Here is a 16,815-nt window from a genome sequence, read left to right as displayed (position 1 = left end):
ATGACCGCTATCGCCGCGCAAACCTTCTTCCTGATGCCCATCCCGCCCACTCCGAACGGCAGGCTGCACCTGGGGCATATCGCCGGGCCGTACTTGCGCATGGACATGCTGGGGCGCTACCTGCGCAGCCAGGGCCATCGTGTCGACGTGGTCTCGGCGGTCGACGGCTTCGACTCCTATGTGCTGTGGAAGGCCCTGCAAGAGCAGCGCACGCCCGAAGCCGTGGTGCGCGACTATCACGGGCAAATCGCCCATGACCTGCGCGCGCTGGATGTCGAGGTGGATGACTTCCTCGATCTGGTGCAAGGCCCCTATGCGCAGCAGCATGCGCGCAATGCCCAGCGCACGGTGGAGCGCCTGGTGGCGCTCGGGGTGACGCAAAGCGTGGTCGAACGCGTGCTGTATTGCCCGGACACCCGGCGCTACATGGCGGGGGCCTGGCTGCTGGGGCAATGCCCGTATTGCCGGGCGGGGGCGGGCGGCTATTTTTGCGAAGCCTGCGGCGCACTGTTTCGCCCGGAAGCCATGCTTGACCCGCAACCGCGCATGGGCGACAGCCCCCTGCACTGGGTTGAGGTCGAAAGCCTGTTTCTGACCGTCGCCCACCCCGAGCAGTTGCTGCAGCGCATGGCGACCTCCGGTGCGCCGGCGTCGATCGTCGAGGTGATTGCGCGCTTCCTGGAACGGGAAAACGGCCGGGTGCGGCTGACCGCGCCGGGCGAATGGGGCGTTGCCTGGAGCCCGGACCGCTTCGGCAACCCGCGCGTGCTGTTCGAGTCGGGCTGGGAGTATGCGCTGACCTGCGCCGACCGATCCCAGGAACAGGCGCCCGAGCACGGCCATGCCATGCTGCGCAGCAGCGAGGTGACGACGCTGGTCAGTTTTGGCATCGACAACGCGGTGCTGCTGTTGGCCGGCAGTGTCGCGGTGATGGATGCGTTGCAGGATCACCGCTCATTCGATTACGTGTTGACCAATTACTTCTACAACCTGCAAGGCGCGAAGTTTTCCACCAGCCGCCTGCATGTGGTGTGGGCCGCCGATATCGTCGAAAAGACCCCGGCGACCAGCGACGCGGTGCGTTACTTCCTGAGCCGCGAAAGCCCCGAACAGGGCGAAACCAACTTCGCCGTGGAGGAGTTTGTCGAGGTGGTCAATGTGGACCTGGCCGGTGCGCTCGACGGCCGCATCGACCTGGCGCTGGCCGCCCTCGATCACACGCGGCCGCAGTCCATCGCCCCGGCGCTGTGGCCGGCCCTGGAGCTGGCCGTTACGCGGTTGGGGCAGGCCTTCCGGTTGGACGCGGTGTCGGTGCGCGAAGCCTGGGACGTGCTGCATCAATGGATGCAACGCCCCGACCTGGACGTCACGCAGCCCGCCCACGCCTACCTGTGGCTCAAGGGCCTGGCGTACCTGGCCGCGCCGATCATGCCGCGCCTGGCCGAGTACCTGTGGCAGCGCCTGGGGCATGACGGTTTGCCGCTGATCCAGGCGCTGCACGCTGCCTCGCAGCCACGTCCGCAGACCTCGGCGCGCCCGCGCTTTGCGCCGCTGTCGCCGGCCGCATTGGCGCCGTGCCTGCCGGCCAGCGTGGTGCTTGCCGGGGCCACCAGCGATGCATGAATACGCCGACGTTATCGTGATCGGCGCCGGCACCACCGGCACCGCCGCAGCCTGGCACCTGGCGCGGGCCGGGGCGTCGGTCAGGCTGCTCGATAAAGGCGCGATTGCCAGCGGTTCGTCGGGCGCATCGCCGGGGATCGTGCGGGCGTATTATGCCGACCCCGCCCTCAGCTACCTGGCGACGCAAGGTGTGCGGGCCTATCGCGAGTGGCCGCAGCACTATCCCGGCGCATGCGGCTACCAGCGCACGGGGTTCCTGACCGGTATTGCCGGGCACGCGCAAGCGACCACCCAGGCCAATGTCGCGCGTCTGCGGGCAGCGGGCGCGCCGCTTGAATGGCTCTGCCCCGAGCAGATACGGGAACGGGTGCCGGACCTGTACACCGATGGCCTGGCGGGCGCGGTCTACGAACCGGACGCCGGTTATTGCGACCCGCGTCTTACCGCGCGCAGCTTTGCCGCCGGTGCGAGCGCCCTGGGCGCGGTGATCGAAGAGGGCCGGACGGCGCGGCGGATTGTGCGCCAGGCCGGCCGCGTCATCGGCGTGCAGACCGACTGCGGGTTTATCGCCAGCAGCCATGTGATCAACGCCGCCGGGCCATGGGCCGCCGCACTGGCCGCCGAGTGCGGCGCGCCGCTGCCGATCCATGCCACACGGCAATGCGTGGGCATTCTCGAGGTCTGCGGCGCGGATAAGCCGATGCCGGGCTACTGCGACCGCGACGTCGGCTTCTACCTGCGCCCGGATCGCCCCGGCAGCTACGTGATCGGCGCGCTGGGCGGCGCCGAAGGGGCGCCCATCGACCCGGATGCCTTCGACGGCACCTTCAGCGACACTCAGGTGTTGGCCTACCGTGACCGCGCCGCGCAACGCGTGCAACGTCTACTGGGCGCACAGCCGATCGGGCGCCGCGTGTCGTTCTTCGACGACACGCCGGACGGTAATCCGCTGCTCGGCCCGGACCCGCGCGTGCCGGGGTTGATGGTCGCGGCAGGGTTGAGCGGGCATGGTTTCAAGTTCGCGCCGTTGTTTGGGCAGGCGATTGCGCAGTGGGTGTTGACGGGGGAGATGTCGGCGGCGATGGCGCCGTTTGCGCTGCAGCGGTTTATCGGCTGACGGGACGTGCTCAGGTTGTTGGTGGAGCAACAGCAGTTCAATAAACTGTGCGATCGCGCAGGCTTAGGTTCTGCGTAAGATGCTGAATTTAAAGGCTTATGGGTTTGGCATGAATTGTGTTGTCAGTCGATAGGCACTGACCCGACAACGGGAGGGATAACCCCCACTTTTCAAAAGAAACCACACCCATGCACAACACCTTGCAACGCACGTTTATTGCCGGCCTGCTGGCAATCGGCACCTTGGGCGGGCTGCTGCCGGCCGCGGCCCAGGCGGCCAATGATCAACAGTTCATCCCGCTGGCGACCTACCGGGTCGGCGCCTACGCCTCCAGCGGCATCCCGTGGTGGGCGGGGGAGATCGACTACTTCCGCTATATCAATGAGGTCGAAGGCGGCGTGAACGGGGTCAAACTGGTCTGGCAAGAGTGCGAGACCGAGTGGAAGACCGACCGTATCATCGAATGCTACGAACGCTACAAGGCCGGCCTCGACGGCGCGCCGACCGGCTTCTTCTTCACCCACAGCACGCCGGCGTCCTATGCGCTGATGGACCGCGCCGCCGTCGACCATATCCCGCTGATCGACGGTGCCGGCGGGCGTACCGAATCGACCGATGGCCGCGTGTTCCCTTACGCCTTCCCGCTGTTGCTCAACTACTACGGCCAGGCGTCGGTGGGGATCAACTACATTGCCCAGCGCGAAGGCGGCCTGGACAAACTCAAGGGCAAGAAGATCGTCACGGTCTACCACGACTCCGCCTATGGCCGCGAAACCCAGGCGGCGATGCAATTGCTCGCGCAAAAGTACGGTTTCGAGAATATCCAGATCCCGGTGGCGGACCCCGGCAACGAGCAGTCGACCCAATGGCGGCAGGTCCGTCAGATCAACCCGGACTGGGTGTTCCTGCGCACCTGGGGCGTGTCCACCCCGGTCGGCATCAAGACCGCCGTGCGTTTTGGCATCCCGGTGGACCGTCTGATCGGAGACGTGTGGGCCGGCTCCGAAGCCGATGTGATCCCCGCGGGCACCGCCGCCAAAGGCTACCAGGCGCTGGCGCCGTTCCCCGGTGGCGACAGCTTCGAGATCCACCGCAAACTCAAGCAGTTCATCCTGGACCCGGGCAAGAGCAACCTCAAAGACCCGAGTTACTTCGGCAAGGTCTACTACAACATCGGCCTGATCAACGCGGCCATTGCAGTCGAAGCCTTGCGCACCGGCCAGGCCAAGTTCGGCAATCGTGGGCTGAACGGTGAGGAAACGCGCTGGGCGTTCGAGCATTTGGACATCGACGCCGCTCGCATCAAGGCGTTGGGTCTCGAAGGCTTGCTCGCGCCGTTGAAACTGTCCTGCGCCGACCACGAAGGCGGCGGTTCAGCCCGGGTGCAGCAGTGGGACGGGCAAAAATGGGTGCTGGTGACCGACTGGGTCCAGGCCGACCGCGCCACCTTGCGCCCGTTGATCGAGGCCAAGTCTGCCGCGTATGCCCAGGAGAAGGGCATCGCGGCGCGCGACTGCGCGGCCGAGTAAGCCTCAACGCAAAACACCCCGGAAAGCCGGGGTGTTTCGCAACGGGTTAACCTATTGAGGCTTTACCAGAGCGCCAAGGTGTAATCGATGTTCACCCGCAGTTCGTTGTCATCGCGAAACGAAGCGGTAGGGGCGAAGTCATTGCGGTACCAGGCATGGCGCAAGCGGAACGCGACGTTCTTGAAGGTGCCGCTCTGCACCACATAAGACAGCTCTATGTCTTTTTCGCTCTCGCTGCGATCACTGCCGCCCAATGCACTCGGTAGTTCGATATGGCTGGCGTCCAGATACCGCAGCATGCCCTTGAGCCCGGGAACCGCCAGGGCGGCGAAGTCATAGTCGTAGCGGACCTGCCAGGTGCGTTCCTTGGGGTTGAGGAACTCGCTGCTCAAGGCGCCTTCACTGACCACCATCGGTTCTGAACCGGCGATGTAGGGCATTGCCGTGTCACCGCTCAGTTGCATGTAACCGAGCCCGAGGCTGTGGGCGCCCAGGCTGTAGGTGCTCATCACGCCGAAGGTGCGGTTGTCGACCTTGCCCGCTTTGGCGGGGCCGTCCTCGCCACTGATGTGGTAGCGCACATCGGTTTTCACCCGCCCCGGGCCCAGTGGGCGATTGTCGATAAACCCGACGAAGTCCTGGCGATAAATGTCCGCAAGTTCCGCATGGTAGTACTTGAGTGTGAGAGCGTCGGACCATTTGTAGTCGCCGCCGGCAAAGCTGAAGCTGTCCGATTCGGCCGCACCGTTGAAGCGCCGGTTGGGCGAGGCCAGGGTGATCTTCTGGTAGTTGGTCGAATCGCGCTGGTTCATGCGGTCGAGCCAGCCGGCATTGAGCGTCAGGTTGTCGATGTCCTGGGACTTGAGCTGGGCGCCGCGAAAGGTCTGTGGCAGCAGGCGCGTCGGGCTGGCAAACAGGATGGGCAGGTTCGGCGCGAGCGTGCCGCCCTGCAGTTCGGTTTTCGATACCTTGACCTTGCCGGTCAGCCCCAGTTCTGAATAGCTGTCGTTCGGCTGGCGAGTGACCGGGTTGTACGACAGCAGGCCGGTGCCGGTGCGATCGGGGCTGGAGTCGAGTTTCAAGCCGAGCAGGCCTTGGGCATCCAGGCCAAACCCCACGGTGCCAGGGGTATAACCGGAAGTGAAGCGCAGGATGAAGCCCTGCGCCCATTCACGGGTGGCCGATTGCGCCGAGTCGCCTTTGTAGTCGCGGTCGAAGTAGTAGTTGCGTGAAGTCAGCGTGGCCTTGCTGTCTTCGATAAAACCCTGGGCCAGCAGCGCGGGGCTGATGCTGCACAGCGTACCGAGGGCGAGGGTGGTGTGAACCCGTTTCAGAGTACTCATGGACGTTGCCTTTTTATTATTGTTGTCGGGGTTATTCAGGGGCATGCAAGAGGACCCACTGCTGATCCTGCACCGTCACCAGTGCGCGAGCGCGCTGGTCGTGGCCGAAGTGGTCGGTGGCGCTCAGGTTGTACACGCCGTGGGTGCCGACCACGTTGCGGGTCTGCTCTAGCTGGTCGCGCAGTTGCTCGCGAAACGCTGGCGTGCCCGGTGTGCTGCCTTTGAGCGCGGCCGGCACGGCGGCCTCCACCAGGCGCATGGCGTCGTACAGGTAGGCGCCGAATGGCGACAGGCTGTTGGCGCCGTACTGGGCCTGGTAATCCTGCGCGTATTGGCTGGCGATGGCTTTGGACGGGTGGCTGGCCGGCAGTTTGTCCCACACCACCACGGGCCCCACGGGCAGGATCGCGCCGTTCAAGGCTTTGTCGCCGATGCGCAGGAACGCGCTGTTGGCCGCACCATGGGTGTGGTAAATGGTGCCCTTGTAACCCAGGCGCCGCAGTTCGGTGTGGGGCAGGGCCGCGGGTGTGCCGGTGGCGCCGATCAATACCGCATCGGGCTTGCTGCTCATGACCTTCAGGGCCTGGCCGCTGACCGACGAGTCGGTGCGGTTGAAGCGCTCGTCTCGCACCAATTGGATGCCTGCCGCCGGCGCCATCTCGCTCAGCACTTTGTGCCAGTCCTCGCCCCACACATCGTTGTAGCCGATATACGCCAGGGTTTTTACGCCGGCTTTTTGCATGTGCTCGATCAGCGCCTCAGCCATCAAGGTGTTGGTCTGGGCGACGGTGAAAATCCAGGCCTGTTCGCCACTTGCCGGGGCGAATGGGGCCAGGGCGATCTGCGCGGTCTTGCTCTCCTTGGCGATTTGCGCCACGGCCGCCGAGGTGGGCACGGTGGTGGAGCCGATCAACAGGTCGACACGGTTTTCACTCACCAGTTTGCGCGCGTTCTTGGCGGCGGCCGTGCTGTCGCTGCCGTCGTCCAGTACCACGTATTTCACCGCCTGGCCGGCAATTTCCTTGGGCAACAGGGCCACGGTATTGCGCTCGGGAATACCCAGCGAGGCACCGGGGCCGGTGGTGGAGAGAATCACGCCGACGGTCATGTCCGCCTGTGCGGCGGCAGACAGTGAGGCCAGCAACAGCAAGGGAAAAATCGATCTCATACACGCTCCTGATATTTTTTTTATGGTGTGGCAAAGGCTGTGGCAGGGCGCTACGTGCCGGTAGCGCTGGTGACCTCCATGGCGGCTCGGGTGGGTGGGCGGCCCAGGTAGATTTCGGCCACCTGGGGGTTGTTGGCCAAGGCTTGGGCGCTGCCTTCAAGCACGATTTCCCCGACTTCGAGCACGTAGCCGTAGTCGGAAATCTTCAGCGCGGCGCGGGCGTTTTGCTCGACCAGCAGGATCGACACGCCGCTCTGGCGCAGGGTCTCGAAGATCGTGAAGATTTCGCCGATCACCCGCGGGGCCAGGCCCAGGCTGGGTTCGTCGAGCATCAGCAAGCGCGGCTTGGCCATCAGCGCGCGGCCGATGGCAAGCATCTGGCGCTCGCCGCCCGACAGGGTGCAGGCCGGCTGACTGCGCCGTTCGTACATGCGCGGGAACAGGCCGAAAACTTCGTCGAGGGTCTTCTGGTGGTCGCGAAAGCCACGCCGATGACGGCTGAAGGCCCCCAGGCGCAGGTTGTCCTCGACGCTCATCAGGCCGAACAGTTCGCGGCTTTCCGGCACCAGCGCCATGCCCTTGTCGATGCGCTGGGCGACGTCGTGGTGCGCCAGCAGCGGCTGGCCGGCGTAACTCACCTGGCCCTGTGCTGGCAGCAGGCCGATCAGCGCCGCCATCAAGGTGGTCTTGCCGGCGCCGTTGGGGCCGATCAGGCTGACGATCTGGCCTTCCTCCAGGCTCAGATTGAGTTGGCGTACCGCTTCGACCTTGCCGTGGCTGATCGTCAGGTTGCGTACATCCAGCAGGCGACTCATTCGACACCTCCAAGGTAGGCGGCAAGCACCGCAGGGTTTTGCTGTATCTGCAGCGGCGTGCCACCGGCCAGGCGCTGGCCGAATTCCATCACCACGATCTGGTCGGCCAGGCCCATGACGAATTCCATGTCGTGCTCCACCAGCAGCACGCCGAGGCCTTCGCTGCGCAGTTGTTCGAGCAGGTGGGCGAGTGCCTGCTTTTCGCCATGGCGCAGTCCGGCGGCGGGTTCGTCGAGCAACAGCAACAGGGGATCGCTGCACAGCGCCCGGGCAATTTCGACGATGCGCTGCTGGCCCAACGGCAGGCTGCCGGCGGGGGTGTGCAGGGCGGCGCCCAGGCCCACGCGCTCGATCTGGCGCCGGGCTTCGGCCAGCAGGGCGGCTTCCTCTTCGCGCTCCAGATGCAGCATCGAGCGCAGCAGCCCGGCTTTGCCCCGGGCATGGGCGCCGAGGGCGACGTTTTCCAGGACACTCATGTCCGGCAACAAACGCACGTGCTGGAAGGTGCGGCTGACGCCCAGTCGGGCGATGGCACGCGGCGACAGGCCGTCGATGCGCTGGCCGAGAAAAACGATCTGGCCGGCATTGGGCGCGAGCACCCCGGACAACAGATTGAACAGGGTCGACTTGCCGGCGCCGTTGGGACCGATCAGCGCGGTGATTTCGGCGCCATTGACGGTCAAGCCCATGTCCTTGTTGGCCACCAGTCCGCCAAACTGCTTGAGCAGACCTTCTGCGACCATCAACGGCTGCCCGTTGGCGGGCATCGTCCGGCGGGGCAGCGCATGGGCCGGGTGCTCGGGCAGCGGACGGGGTTGTGCCCTCGGGAACAGGCCGCTCAGCAATGGCAACAGGCCGCCACGGGCGTATTGCAGGACCAGGATCACCAGCACGCCGAAGAAAATCATCTCGACGTTGTCGGCGTGCCCGAACAGCTGTGGCAGTACGTCTTGCAGCACCTGTTTGATCAGGGTCAGCAGGGCTGCGCCGAGCAGTGCGCCCCAGAGGCTGGCAACGCCGCCGAGCACGATCATGAACAGGTATTCGATACCCATCACCACCGAGAACGGCGTGGGATTGACCACCCGTTGCAGGTGCGCGTACAGCCAGCCCGACAACGCCGCGAGCAGGGCCGCGATGATGAACACCTGCAAGCGGCTGCGCGCCGTGTCGATGCCCATCGCCTCAGCCATGCCGGCGGAATCCTTGAGGGTGCGGATGGCGCGGCCCTGGCGGCTGTGCAGCAGGTTGTCGAGCAGCCACAGGCTGATCGCCAACAGCAGCCCAATCAGCAGGCTGAAGTCGGCCGGGTCGCGGACCTGCCAGCCGAACAGGCTGATATTCGGCAGGTTTTGCAGGCCGCCGAAGCCGCCCAGCCCGGGCAGGTTGCCGAACAGATAGAACAGCGCCAGACCCCAGGCCAGGGTGCCGATGGGCAGGTAGTGGCCGGCCAGGCGCAGGGTCAACAGGCCCAGGCTGGTGGCAACCACAAGGGTAATCGCCAGGCCCGCGAGCAAACCGAGCCAGGGCGACAGGCCATATTGGGTGGTCAGCACCGCGCTGGCGTAGGCGCCGATACCGACGAACGCGGCCTGGCCGAACGAGGTCATGCCGCCGATGCCGGTCAGCAGCACCAGGCCCAGGGCGACCAGGCTGTACAGGCCGATGTAATTCAGCAGCGTGACATGGAAGGTCGGCAGCAGCACTGGTGCCAGGCCCGCCAGAAGCAGCAGGGCGAACAGGGGGATCAGTCGACGGATCATCAGTGTTGCTCCTCAAGGTGAGGGTGCTTCAACGAGAGCCACAGCAGTACCGGGATCACCAGGGTGAACACGATCACCTCCTTGTAGGCCGAGGCGCCGAAGTTGGCGAAGCTCTCCAGAACACCGACGAAAAACGCACTGGCGGCGGCAATCGGGTAACTGGCCAGGCCGCCGAAGATCGCAGCGACAAACCCCTTGAGGCTGATCAGAAAGCCCGAGTCGTAGTACAGGGTGGTCAGCGGGCCGATCAGCACGCCGGAAATGGCGCCGATCAACGCCGCCAGGCCAAACGCTGCCTTGCCGGCCAGCTGTGTGGGGATGCCCACCAGTTGCGCGCCCTTGCGATTCAGTGCCGTGGCGCGCAGGGCCTTGCCATACAGGCTGTGGCCGAAGAACGCGTAGAGCAGGCCGATCAGCAGCAGGGCGCTGGCGATCACCAACAGGCTTTGCAGGCCCACCGGCAGCTCACCGAGCATGAACACCGCTTCGGCCAGGGCATCGGTGCGAACCCCTTCTGCGCCGAACATCAGCAAGCTGATACCCACCAGCGTGATGTGTACGGCCACCGATACAATCAGCAGCAACAGCACCGAGGTCTCGGCCACCCGTTGATACACCAGGCGATACAGCAGCGGCCCCAGCGGCGTGACCAGCGCCAGGGTCAGCAGGATCTGCAACACGGCCGGCAAACCGGCCAGCTCGAAGGTGTCCAGCACCACCCACAGCACCGTCGGCAAGCCCAGGTAGCGTGCCAGCAGGCCGGGCACCCGGCGCGATTGACCACGGCGCAACGCGGCGATGCTGTCCAGTGTGCAGGCGGCCAGCGAGCAGCCGAGCAGCAGCCACAGGGTGCCGGGCATCAGCCCCAGTTGCAGGGTGGCCAGGGTCAGGGCGCTGTAGGTGACGAAGTCGCCCTGGCACACCAGGATGGTGCGCGTCACCGAGAACACCAGCACCAGGGCCAGCGCCACCAAGGCATAAATCGCGCCCGTGGTCAGGCCGTCCTGGGCGAGAAACGCCAGTATCGAGATATCCATGAGCGGCCCTCAGCGAGCGGTAGGGAAGGGAGGCGAAGGTGTGCGCCAGCGGGCGCCGGTCAATGCCGTGCCGGGGTGCTGTCGTCGAGAGGGCGAGGTGTCAAGCGCGCAGGGAGTGGCCGTGCGCAGGGGGGCATGCAAGTGCATAGTGAGGTACCCGTTTTCTATTCTTATTGTCGTGTGGATAAGCCTGAGGGAGCGCCATACACAGCTTTAAAATACACATGTGAATGTGTATGTATAGACTACGCGGGAGGGTGGGCGCTTTGTCAATAGGCGCCGCTGTAACGGTTTGTTTAAAGGCGGATTTCTGATCTATGTTGTTGTTTTCAGATAAAAAAATAAAATAATATTTTTCATCTGAAAAGTTCAGCACCCAGTGCGCGTGCTGCTTCGTGATCTTGAAAGATACATTTATGTATTTTTATGAATGCCGACGCAGGTCGGCATCCGGGCTCAGGCGGGGAGGGTGCAGGATTCGGGGATCAGGATGCCGGCCATGCGCTGGCTGCGTTCCAGGCGTTGTTGCGGGGTGTCTTCGCTGTGCAGCAATGACAGGCTGATCTGGTAGGCATAGATCAGGTAGGCGCGGTCCTGGGCATCGCCACTGGGCACGCCGGCCTGGATCAGCAGGCCTTCGATGTAGCTCAGGCGGTGGCTGTCGACTTCGTCGATGGCCTGGCGTGCCTGCTTGTCGCGGCGGGCCCAGCCGCGAATGCCCAGCTCGATCGAGGCGGCGTCCTTGGCGGTCTGCCCGTGGGAGGGCAGTTCGAGCAGGCGATGCAGTTGTTGCAGCGGCGAGCTGTGGGCATTGCGCAGATGCAGAATTACATCTTCGGTGGCGCGTGCGCGCCAGTTGCCGAGGATGCCTTCGAGCAGTTCCCCGCGACTTTTGAAGTGGTAGTAGAAGCTGCCACGGGTGATCTTCAATTCCTTGGCCAGGGTATCGACCCGCACAGCGTCGACGCCGCTGGTAACCAGGACTTCCTGTGCCGCATGAATCCAATCTTCCCGCGTGAGGTTGGTGCGTGATGACATTGTCTAGGGGCCTTGTCCAACAAGCTGGATAAGCGCCAGGGCACAGCAGCGTTCGACGCCCGCCTTGGCAGCGAGCCGCCATTCTAACGCCCGGCGCAACGACGAAGCTATTGCCAGCGCACCGACTGTGGCCCGCGCATGGGGGCTGCGTGTGCTCGGATTCTAGAGTACATGTGTGTAGGTTGGCTTTTAGATTATTTGCACAAAGCCACGTTTTTTTAATTGACGCAGGTCAAATCGGTAAATAGCATACAGATACACATCTGTATGTTAAGAATAAGAACCGGAGGCCGACATGAGCGCAAATCCCAAGACTCTGCTTGCAGCAGGGCACCAGACTCACTACCACGAAGCCGGTCAGGGCGAGGCCTTGTTCCTGTTGCATGGTTCGGGCCCCGGGGTATCGGGCTGGGCCAACTGGGCCAATACCGTGCCGGTGTTCGCTGATCGCTGGCGCGTGGTCGTGCCGGACATCGCCGGCTTCGGCTTCACCGAGTTCAAGGACGACGCCAAGTACGACATCAAGCTGTGGGTCAACCATCTGCTCGGCATCATGGATGCCCTGGACATCGAAAAAGCCTCGTTCGTCGGTAATTCGTTTGGCGGCGCGCTGGCCATCGGCCTGGCGGTGTTCGCACCGGAGCGCGTCAACAAGCTGGTGTTGCTCGGCACCCCGGCCGGTGAGTTCGTGCAGACCCCAGGCTTGCGCGGGGCCTGGGAATACGAGCCATCGCTGGACAACATGCGCGAGCTGATGAAGCTGTTCCCCTATGACGTGTCGCTGATTACCGAGGCGATGGTGCAGGCACGTTACGAAGCCAGTGCGCGCCCTGGTGCCCAGCAGGCGCTACGCAAACTGATCCCGCAGCCGGCCGCCGACGGTCCGACCCTGGTCAAGGGTTTTCCCGCGGCCGCGTTGGCCAAGATCGTCGCGCCGACGCTGGTGGTACACGGCCGTGAAGACCGCGTGGTGCCGCCCGAGTGCGGGCTGCTGATCGCCAACAGCATTCCCGATGCCGACCTGCACCTGTTCGGGCGCTGCGGGCACTGGGTGCAGAGCGAGCAGCCGCGCCGCTTTGCCGCGCTGGTCCGCGATTTCCTCAGCGAGTAGGCCGGTATGAGCAGAAACGTTATGGAGCGTGCGCTCTGGCAGCTGTGCGTCGAGCGTGTCGCCAAGGAGCGCTTTCGGCAGGACGCGGTCGGGTTCCTCGGGCGTTTTGCCCTGGAGGAGGCCGAGGTCCGCATGATCGTCGAGTTCGATGTTGCCGGGCTGCAGGCGGCCGGGGTCAACCCGATGCTGACCATGGGCTTCTGGCAGGAGCTTGCCCCTGACCGCAACATGAGCCTCTACAAACAGCGCCTGGGCGCTACCGACGAACACAGCGCGGGATTTTCCGCCGCGCTCAAGGGGTGAACCGATGGGCAAGATAGTAGGCGGCTTCTGGATGCCGCATGACCCGGTAATGTTCGTGGCACCCGACGCGCCGCCGTTGGCGCAACGTGAGGCGGTATGGGCTGCATACGAAGCCTGCGCCGAACGCCTGGCGGCCTTGCAGCCGACCTCGGTGATCATCGTCGGTTGCGACCATTACATTCTGTTCGGCACCCATTGCCTGCCGCGCTATGTGATCGGCACCGGCGATGTGGATGGCCCCATCGATCGCCTGCCGGGCCTGGAACGTGGCGCGGTGCGCAACCATCAAGCGTTGGCCACGCACATTGTCGAGCACGGCGATGGGCAGGGCGTGGACTGGACCGTGGCGCGCAGTTTTACCGTCGACCATTCCTTTTCCATTCCGCACCAACTGGTGGTCAAGCCGGCCGAGGCCTTGCTCGGGCGTGAGTTGCCGAGCATCCCGGTGTACCTGGCGTGCGGCGTTGACCCGTACATCTCGCTCCAGCGGTCGGCCGACCTCGGCCGGCAGCTGCGGGCGGCCGTCGAAGCGTTCGATGCCGACGAGCGTGTGGTGATTATCGGCAGTGGCGGGATCAGCCACTGGGTCGGCACCGCCGAGATGGGCCGGGTGGCCGAAGACTTCGATCGCGAGATTCTCACCCTCGGCGTCAATGGCGACCTGCAAGCGCTGTGCGCCTACAGCGACGAAGAGATCCTGCGTCGGGCCGGCAACGGCGCGATGGAAATCCGTAACTTCGCCTGCGCCCTGGCCGCCATCGAGCGCCCGCAGGGCGAAGTGATTGCCTATGAAGCCGTACCCGCCTGGGTCACCGGGCTGGGCTTTGTGCAACTGAGTGTGAGGGCCGAGCATGAGCCGTGTATTACTTTGCCAACGTGATGAGCTGGCGCCAGGGGAGCTGAAGAAGGTTGCCCACCGCGAGGGCGACGCCATCTGCGTCTACAACCTGGGGGGCACGTTCTACGCCACCACCGACATGTGTACCCACGCCACCGCTTCGCTGGCCGAGGGCGACCTGGAAGACGACCTGATTACCTGCCCGGTCCACTGGGGCCAGTTCCATGTGCCCAGCGGCAAGGCGGTGACGTTTCCCTGCGAGCGCCACTTGCGCACCTACAAGGTCATCGTCACCGACCGCGAGGTGTTCGCCGACATCGCCCTGGAGGCTGACGAGGCGCTGGCCGCCGCCAACAGCCCGGTGTGACCGGGCCGCTGTCCAACCGTATTCCTGTGAGTCTGAACCATGGATAACAACAAACACATACCGCTCAGAACCATTGAAAGCACGCCCGCCCTGGGCAACCTCGACCGTATCTGCGACATGGAGGAAGGGCGCCTGTCCGGCAAGGTCTTCTGGGACCCGGCGATCTACGAGCAGGAGCTGGAGAAAATCTTCGCGCGCTGCTGGCTGTTCGTCGCGCACGAGTCCCAGCTGCCCAAGTCCGGCGACTACCTGACCACCTCGATGGGTGAAGACGAAGTGCTGGTGGTGCGCCAGAAGGACGCCTCGATCAAGGTCTTCCTCAATGCCTGCCCGCACCGTGGCAACAAGGTGTGCTTTGCCGAGGCCGGCAACGCCCGCGGCTTTATCTGCAACTACCATGGCTGGTCGTTCGGTGCCGATGGCGGCCGGCTGATGGGCATGCACGAATCCAAATGCTACGAAGAAAGCCAGTTCGACAAGTCCAGGCACGGCCTGCGCGAGGCGCGTGTCGCCAGCTATAAAGGCCTGGTTTTCGCCACGTTTGCCAGCGATGCGCCGACCCTGGAGGAATACCTCGGGCCGATGACCTGGTACATGGACGTGATGCTCGACATGGATGAAGGCGGCAGCGAGTTTCTCGGTGGTTGCATCCGCTCCACCATTGAGTGCAACTGGAAGATCGCCGCCGAGAACTTCGTCGGTGACATCCTGCACGGCGGCTGGACCCACGATTCGGCGGCCAAGGCCATGCTCGGCGGGCCGGTGGCGAATGTCGGCGAGTTGCCCGAGTCGTACTCGGTGAACTGGAATGGCCACGGCTATGAGTTCGCCACCGACGTGGTCGGCAACGCCGCGACCCTGGGCGAGAAAGACATCAACAAATACCTGCACGTGCTGCGTCCCAAGGTGGCGGACCGCCTCGGCGAATTCCGCTCGCGGCTGATCGGGGCGATTTCCTCGTTCACCGTGTTCCCCAACTTTTCCTTTCTGCCGGGGCAAAACACCGTTCGCATCTGGCAGCCGCGCGGCCCGCACAAGATCGAGCTGTTCACCTGGGTGATCGTCAACAAAAACGCCCCGCAGGAGATCAAGGACAAATGGCGGCGCGGCGCGATGATGACGTTCTCGCCCACCGGGGTGTTCGAGATGGACGACGGCGAGAACTGGGAGTACTGCACCAAGAGCAGCCGTGGCGTGGTCACGCGTTATCAGGACCTGTACGTCGGCCTGGGCATGCATACCCGTCTCGAAAACAGCGAGTTGCCCGGTAATGTGTTCAAGGGCCAGCTCAACGAATGTAATGCGCGGGCGTTCTATCAGCGCTGGAAGGACCTGCTGCAGGCTCCGACCTGGGCCGATGTTCCGGACCGCAACGGCACGCTGCGCTGAGGGGGCCAGATGACACACGAACAACAGGACAGCCTCGTTTCAGTCGAGGAAACCCGTCGCGTCGAACAGTTCCTGCTGCGCGAAGCGCGCCTGCTCGACGGCGAATGCTGGGACGCGTGGCTGCACGGTCTCAGCGAAGCCATCCACTACTGGATGCCGGGCATCGAGAACCGGCGCCGCGAGGACAAATCCGGGCCCTATCGCCTGGAACACATGGCCTTCTTCGATGACGGCATGCGCGAACTCAAGCGCCGCGTGGCACGCTTCAAGCAGCCGTCGGCCTGGGCCGAGAACCCGCCGACGCGCAACGTTCACCTGATCAGCAACGTCGAAGTGTATGCCGGCCCGGCGCCGGGCGAATACCTGGCCTACTCGTGCTTTATCAACGTGCGCAGCCGCGGCCTGGACGAGCATCACCAGATCGCCGGCCGGCGCGAGGATGTACTGCGCCTGGAGGCCGACGGCCTCAAGTTGCTCAAGCGCAAGATCCTGATCCCTAACGCGATGTTGCTGTGCAAGAACATCAACACCTTCCTCTGAGGGCTGGCATATGGCTTGGTTAAAAGGGCAGGTGGCATTGGTCACCGGCGGTACCGGCGGGATTGGCAGCGCCATCGTCCGTCGTTACGTGGCCGAGGGCGCGCGCGTCGCGGTCATGGGCCGCGATGCGGCGCAACTGGCCGCGTTGGCTGACACGCTTGGCGACGCGGTCATCACGATTGAGGGGGATGTGTCGCGGTATCAGGACAATCAGCGTGCGGTGGCGGCGACCCTCGAGGCGTTTGGCAGGCTTGACACCTTCGTCGGCAACGCTGCCGTGTTCGATTATTTCACGCGCCTGGACCGTATTGCCCCGGAAGAGTTCGAGGGCGCCTTCCAGAAACTCTTCGCCACCAACGTGCAGGGTTATCTGCTGGGCGCGCAAGCCTCGATCGAGGCACTGCGCGAAACCCGGGGCAGCATGATTTTTACCCTCTCCAACAGTGCCTTTTATGCCGGCGGCGGTGGCATTCTCTACGTCACCGCCAAGCATGCGTTGGTGGGCATGATTCGCCAACTGGCTTATGAGCTGGCGCCGGACATCCGCGTCAACGGCGTGGCTCCGGGGGCGACCAACACGCCGATGAAAAGCCTGGAAGGCTTGAACAGCCGCAGTGTGCCGCTGAACCAGATCCCGGGCTTCGAAGCCGGTGCGGCGCAGGCGGTGCCGTTGCAACGGATTGCCGAGCCCGAAGACCACACCGGGCACTACGTGCTGTTGGCCTCGCGGGAAAATTCCGGCCTGACTACGGCGAACATCATCCACAGCGATGGCGGCTGGGAGATCCGCAGTGCCGGTGCAGCCAAGCCGCGCAAGGCCTGAGCCAGGCCGAC

At 64.3% G+C, this 16,815-nt stretch carries 16 protein-coding genes; 10 read left to right on the top strand and 6 right to left on the bottom strand.

Features of this window, described 5'->3' with window-relative positions:
- From ACVWZP_RS07205 to ACVWZP_RS07195, 3 genes are all read left to right on the top strand, one after another.
- On the top strand, positions 1 to 1,623 hold the full coding sequence (locus tag ACVWZP_RS07205) for a methionine--tRNA ligase (protein WP_079443689.1): 1,623 nt from the start codon (positions 1 to 3) through the stop codon (positions 1,621 to 1,623).
- Positions 1,616 to 2,740 carry an NAD(P)/FAD-dependent oxidoreductase gene (locus ACVWZP_RS07200; protein WP_177030561.1) on the top strand — a complete coding sequence of 375 codons (1,125 nt, stop codon included), beginning with the start codon at positions 1,616 to 1,618 and terminating at the stop codon, positions 2,738 to 2,740. Before ACVWZP_RS07205 ends, ACVWZP_RS07200 begins: the two co-directional genes overlap by 8 nt.
- A gap of 188 nt (positions 2,741 to 2,928) precedes the next feature.
- Positions 2,929 to 4,269, top strand: coding sequence for an ABC transporter substrate-binding protein (locus ACVWZP_RS07195; RefSeq protein WP_057005524.1), 1,341 nt, complete (start codon positions 2,929 to 2,931; stop codon positions 4,267 to 4,269).
- 62 nt (positions 4,270 to 4,331) lie between these two features.
- Here ACVWZP_RS07195 and ACVWZP_RS07190 read toward each other — a convergent pair whose 3' ends face one another.
- The 6 genes from ACVWZP_RS07190 to ACVWZP_RS07165 all read right to left on the bottom strand — a co-directional run bounded on the left by ACVWZP_RS07190 (position 4,332) and on the right by ACVWZP_RS07165 (position 11,433).
- Positions 4,332 to 5,612: an OprD family porin gene (locus ACVWZP_RS07190; protein ID WP_046383250.1), complete on the bottom strand. Its 1,281-nt coding sequence runs from the start codon at positions 5,610 to 5,612 to the stop codon at positions 4,332 to 4,334.
- 31 nt (positions 5,613 to 5,643) lie between these two features.
- Positions 5,644 to 6,780 carry an ABC transporter substrate-binding protein gene (locus tag ACVWZP_RS07185; RefSeq protein WP_017847299.1) on the bottom strand — a complete coding sequence of 379 codons (1,137 nt, stop codon included), beginning with the start codon at positions 6,778 to 6,780 and terminating at the stop codon, positions 5,644 to 5,646.
- A 50-nt stretch (positions 6,781 to 6,830) separates the two neighbouring features.
- Entirely contained in the window at positions 6,831 to 7,586 is a 756-nt protein-coding gene (locus tag ACVWZP_RS07180; protein WP_232566609.1) for an ABC transporter ATP-binding protein, read from the bottom strand.
- Between the two features lie 5 nt (positions 7,587 to 7,591).
- Positions 7,592 to 9,358 (bottom strand): branched-chain amino acid ABC transporter ATP-binding protein/permease, encoded by a 1,767-nt coding sequence (locus ACVWZP_RS07175; RefSeq protein WP_177030563.1) that lies wholly within the window; start codon positions 9,356 to 9,358, stop codon positions 7,592 to 7,594.
- On the bottom strand, positions 9,358 to 10,395 hold the full coding sequence (locus ACVWZP_RS07170; protein WP_046486461.1) for a branched-chain amino acid ABC transporter permease: 1,038 nt from the start codon (positions 10,393 to 10,395) through the stop codon (positions 9,358 to 9,360). The genes ACVWZP_RS07175 and ACVWZP_RS07170 overlap by 1 nt, the downstream gene beginning before the upstream one ends.
- Positions 10,396 to 10,851: 456 nt before the next feature.
- Positions 10,852 to 11,433 (bottom strand): TetR/AcrR family transcriptional regulator, encoded by a 582-nt coding sequence (locus ACVWZP_RS07165; protein ID WP_017847303.1) that lies wholly within the window; start codon positions 11,431 to 11,433, stop codon positions 10,852 to 10,854.
- Between the two features lie 295 nt (positions 11,434 to 11,728).
- Here ACVWZP_RS07165 and ACVWZP_RS07160 point away from each other — a divergent pair, with 295 nt between their 5' ends.
- The 7 genes from ACVWZP_RS07160 to hcaB are packed head-to-tail and all read left to right on the top strand — an operon-like array spanning position 11,729 to position 16,804.
- On the top strand, positions 11,729 to 12,544 hold the full coding sequence (locus ACVWZP_RS07160) for an alpha/beta fold hydrolase (protein ID WP_017847304.1): 816 nt from the start codon (positions 11,729 to 11,731) through the stop codon (positions 12,542 to 12,544).
- Positions 12,545 to 12,550: 6 nt separating this feature from the next.
- Complete coding sequence (locus ACVWZP_RS07155; RefSeq protein ID WP_032804499.1) at positions 12,551 to 12,847, top strand: extradiol ring-cleavage dioxygenase; 297 nt, start codon at positions 12,551 to 12,553, stop codon at positions 12,845 to 12,847.
- A gap of 4 nt (positions 12,848 to 12,851) precedes the next feature.
- Positions 12,852 to 13,727, top strand: coding sequence for a DODA-type extradiol aromatic ring-opening family dioxygenase (locus ACVWZP_RS07150; protein ID WP_457369605.1), 876 nt, complete (start codon positions 12,852 to 12,854; stop codon positions 13,725 to 13,727).
- A complete protein-coding gene (locus tag ACVWZP_RS07145; RefSeq protein ID WP_017847307.1) occupies positions 13,699 to 14,052 on the top strand; it encodes a non-heme iron oxygenase ferredoxin subunit in 354 nt (117 codons plus the stop codon). Before ACVWZP_RS07150 ends, ACVWZP_RS07145 begins: the two co-directional genes overlap by 29 nt.
- Positions 14,053 to 14,091: 39 nt before the next feature.
- Positions 14,092 to 15,441 carry an SRPBCC family protein gene (locus tag ACVWZP_RS07140; protein ID WP_057005521.1) on the top strand — a complete coding sequence of 450 codons (1,350 nt, stop codon included), beginning with the start codon at positions 14,092 to 14,094 and terminating at the stop codon, positions 15,439 to 15,441.
- Positions 15,442 to 15,450: 9 nt separating this feature from the next.
- The gene (locus ACVWZP_RS07135) at positions 15,451 to 15,981 is read left to right on the top strand and encodes a 3-phenylpropionate/cinnamic acid dioxygenase subunit beta (RefSeq protein ID WP_057005520.1); all 531 of its coding nucleotides are present in this window, start codon (positions 15,451 to 15,453) and stop codon (positions 15,979 to 15,981) included.
- Positions 15,982 to 15,991: 10 nt separating this feature from the next.
- Positions 15,992 to 16,804 (top strand): 3-(cis-5,6-dihydroxycyclohexa-1,3-dien-1-yl)propanoate dehydrogenase, encoded by an 813-nt coding sequence (gene hcaB / locus ACVWZP_RS07130; protein ID WP_017847310.1) that lies wholly within the window; start codon positions 15,992 to 15,994, stop codon positions 16,802 to 16,804.
- Positions 16,805 to 16,815 lie beyond the last annotated feature (11 nt).

The sequence above is a fragment of the Pseudomonas sp. TE36184 genome (assembly GCF_054060055.1).
Note: the sequence above shows the minus strand (reverse complement) of the source record. Positions and strands in the feature narration are given on the sequence as shown.

What these genes read in the sequence shown, in the direction of transcription:
- ACVWZP_RS07200 (WP_177030561.1), top strand. Translation starts at nt 1,616, where the DNA reads ATGCATGAATACGCCGACGTTATCGTGATCGGCGCCGGCACCACCGGC.
- ACVWZP_RS07170 (WP_046486461.1), bottom strand. Translation starts at nt 10,395, where the DNA reads ATGGATATCTCGATACTGGCGTTTCTCGCCCAGGACGGCCTGACCACG.
- ACVWZP_RS07160 (WP_017847304.1), top strand. Translation starts at nt 11,729, where the DNA reads ATGAGCGCAAATCCCAAGACTCTGCTTGCAGCAGGGCACCAGACTCAC.
- ACVWZP_RS07165 (WP_017847303.1), bottom strand. Translation starts at nt 11,433, where the DNA reads ATGTCATCACGCACCAACCTCACGCGGGAAGATTGGATTCATGCGGCA.
- ACVWZP_RS07205 (WP_079443689.1), top strand. Translation starts at nt 1, where the DNA reads ATGACCGCTATCGCCGCGCAAACCTTCTTCCTGATGCCCATCCCGCCC.
- ACVWZP_RS07185 (WP_017847299.1), bottom strand. Translation starts at nt 6,780, where the DNA reads ATGAGATCGATTTTTCCCTTGCTGTTGCTGGCCTCACTGTCTGCCGCC.
- ACVWZP_RS07175 (WP_177030563.1), bottom strand. Translation starts at nt 9,358, where the DNA reads ATGATCCGTCGACTGATCCCCCTGTTCGCCCTGCTGCTTCTGGCGGGC.
- ACVWZP_RS07155 (WP_032804499.1), top strand. Translation starts at nt 12,551, where the DNA reads ATGAGCAGAAACGTTATGGAGCGTGCGCTCTGGCAGCTGTGCGTCGAG.
- ACVWZP_RS07195 (WP_057005524.1), top strand. Translation starts at nt 2,929, where the DNA reads ATGCACAACACCTTGCAACGCACGTTTATTGCCGGCCTGCTGGCAATC.
- ACVWZP_RS07140 (WP_057005521.1), top strand. Translation starts at nt 14,092, where the DNA reads ATGGATAACAACAAACACATACCGCTCAGAACCATTGAAAGCACGCCC.
- hcaB (WP_017847310.1), top strand. Translation starts at nt 15,992, where the DNA reads ATGGCTTGGTTAAAAGGGCAGGTGGCATTGGTCACCGGCGGTACCGGC.
- ACVWZP_RS07190 (WP_046383250.1), bottom strand. Translation starts at nt 5,612, where the DNA reads ATGAGTACTCTGAAACGGGTTCACACCACCCTCGCCCTCGGTACGCTG.
- ACVWZP_RS07150 (WP_457369605.1), top strand. Translation starts at nt 12,852, where the DNA reads ATGGGCAAGATAGTAGGCGGCTTCTGGATGCCGCATGACCCGGTAATG.
- ACVWZP_RS07145 (WP_017847307.1), top strand. Translation starts at nt 13,699, where the DNA reads ATGAGCCGTGTATTACTTTGCCAACGTGATGAGCTGGCGCCAGGGGAG.
- ACVWZP_RS07135 (WP_057005520.1), top strand. Translation starts at nt 15,451, where the DNA reads ATGACACACGAACAACAGGACAGCCTCGTTTCAGTCGAGGAAACCCGT.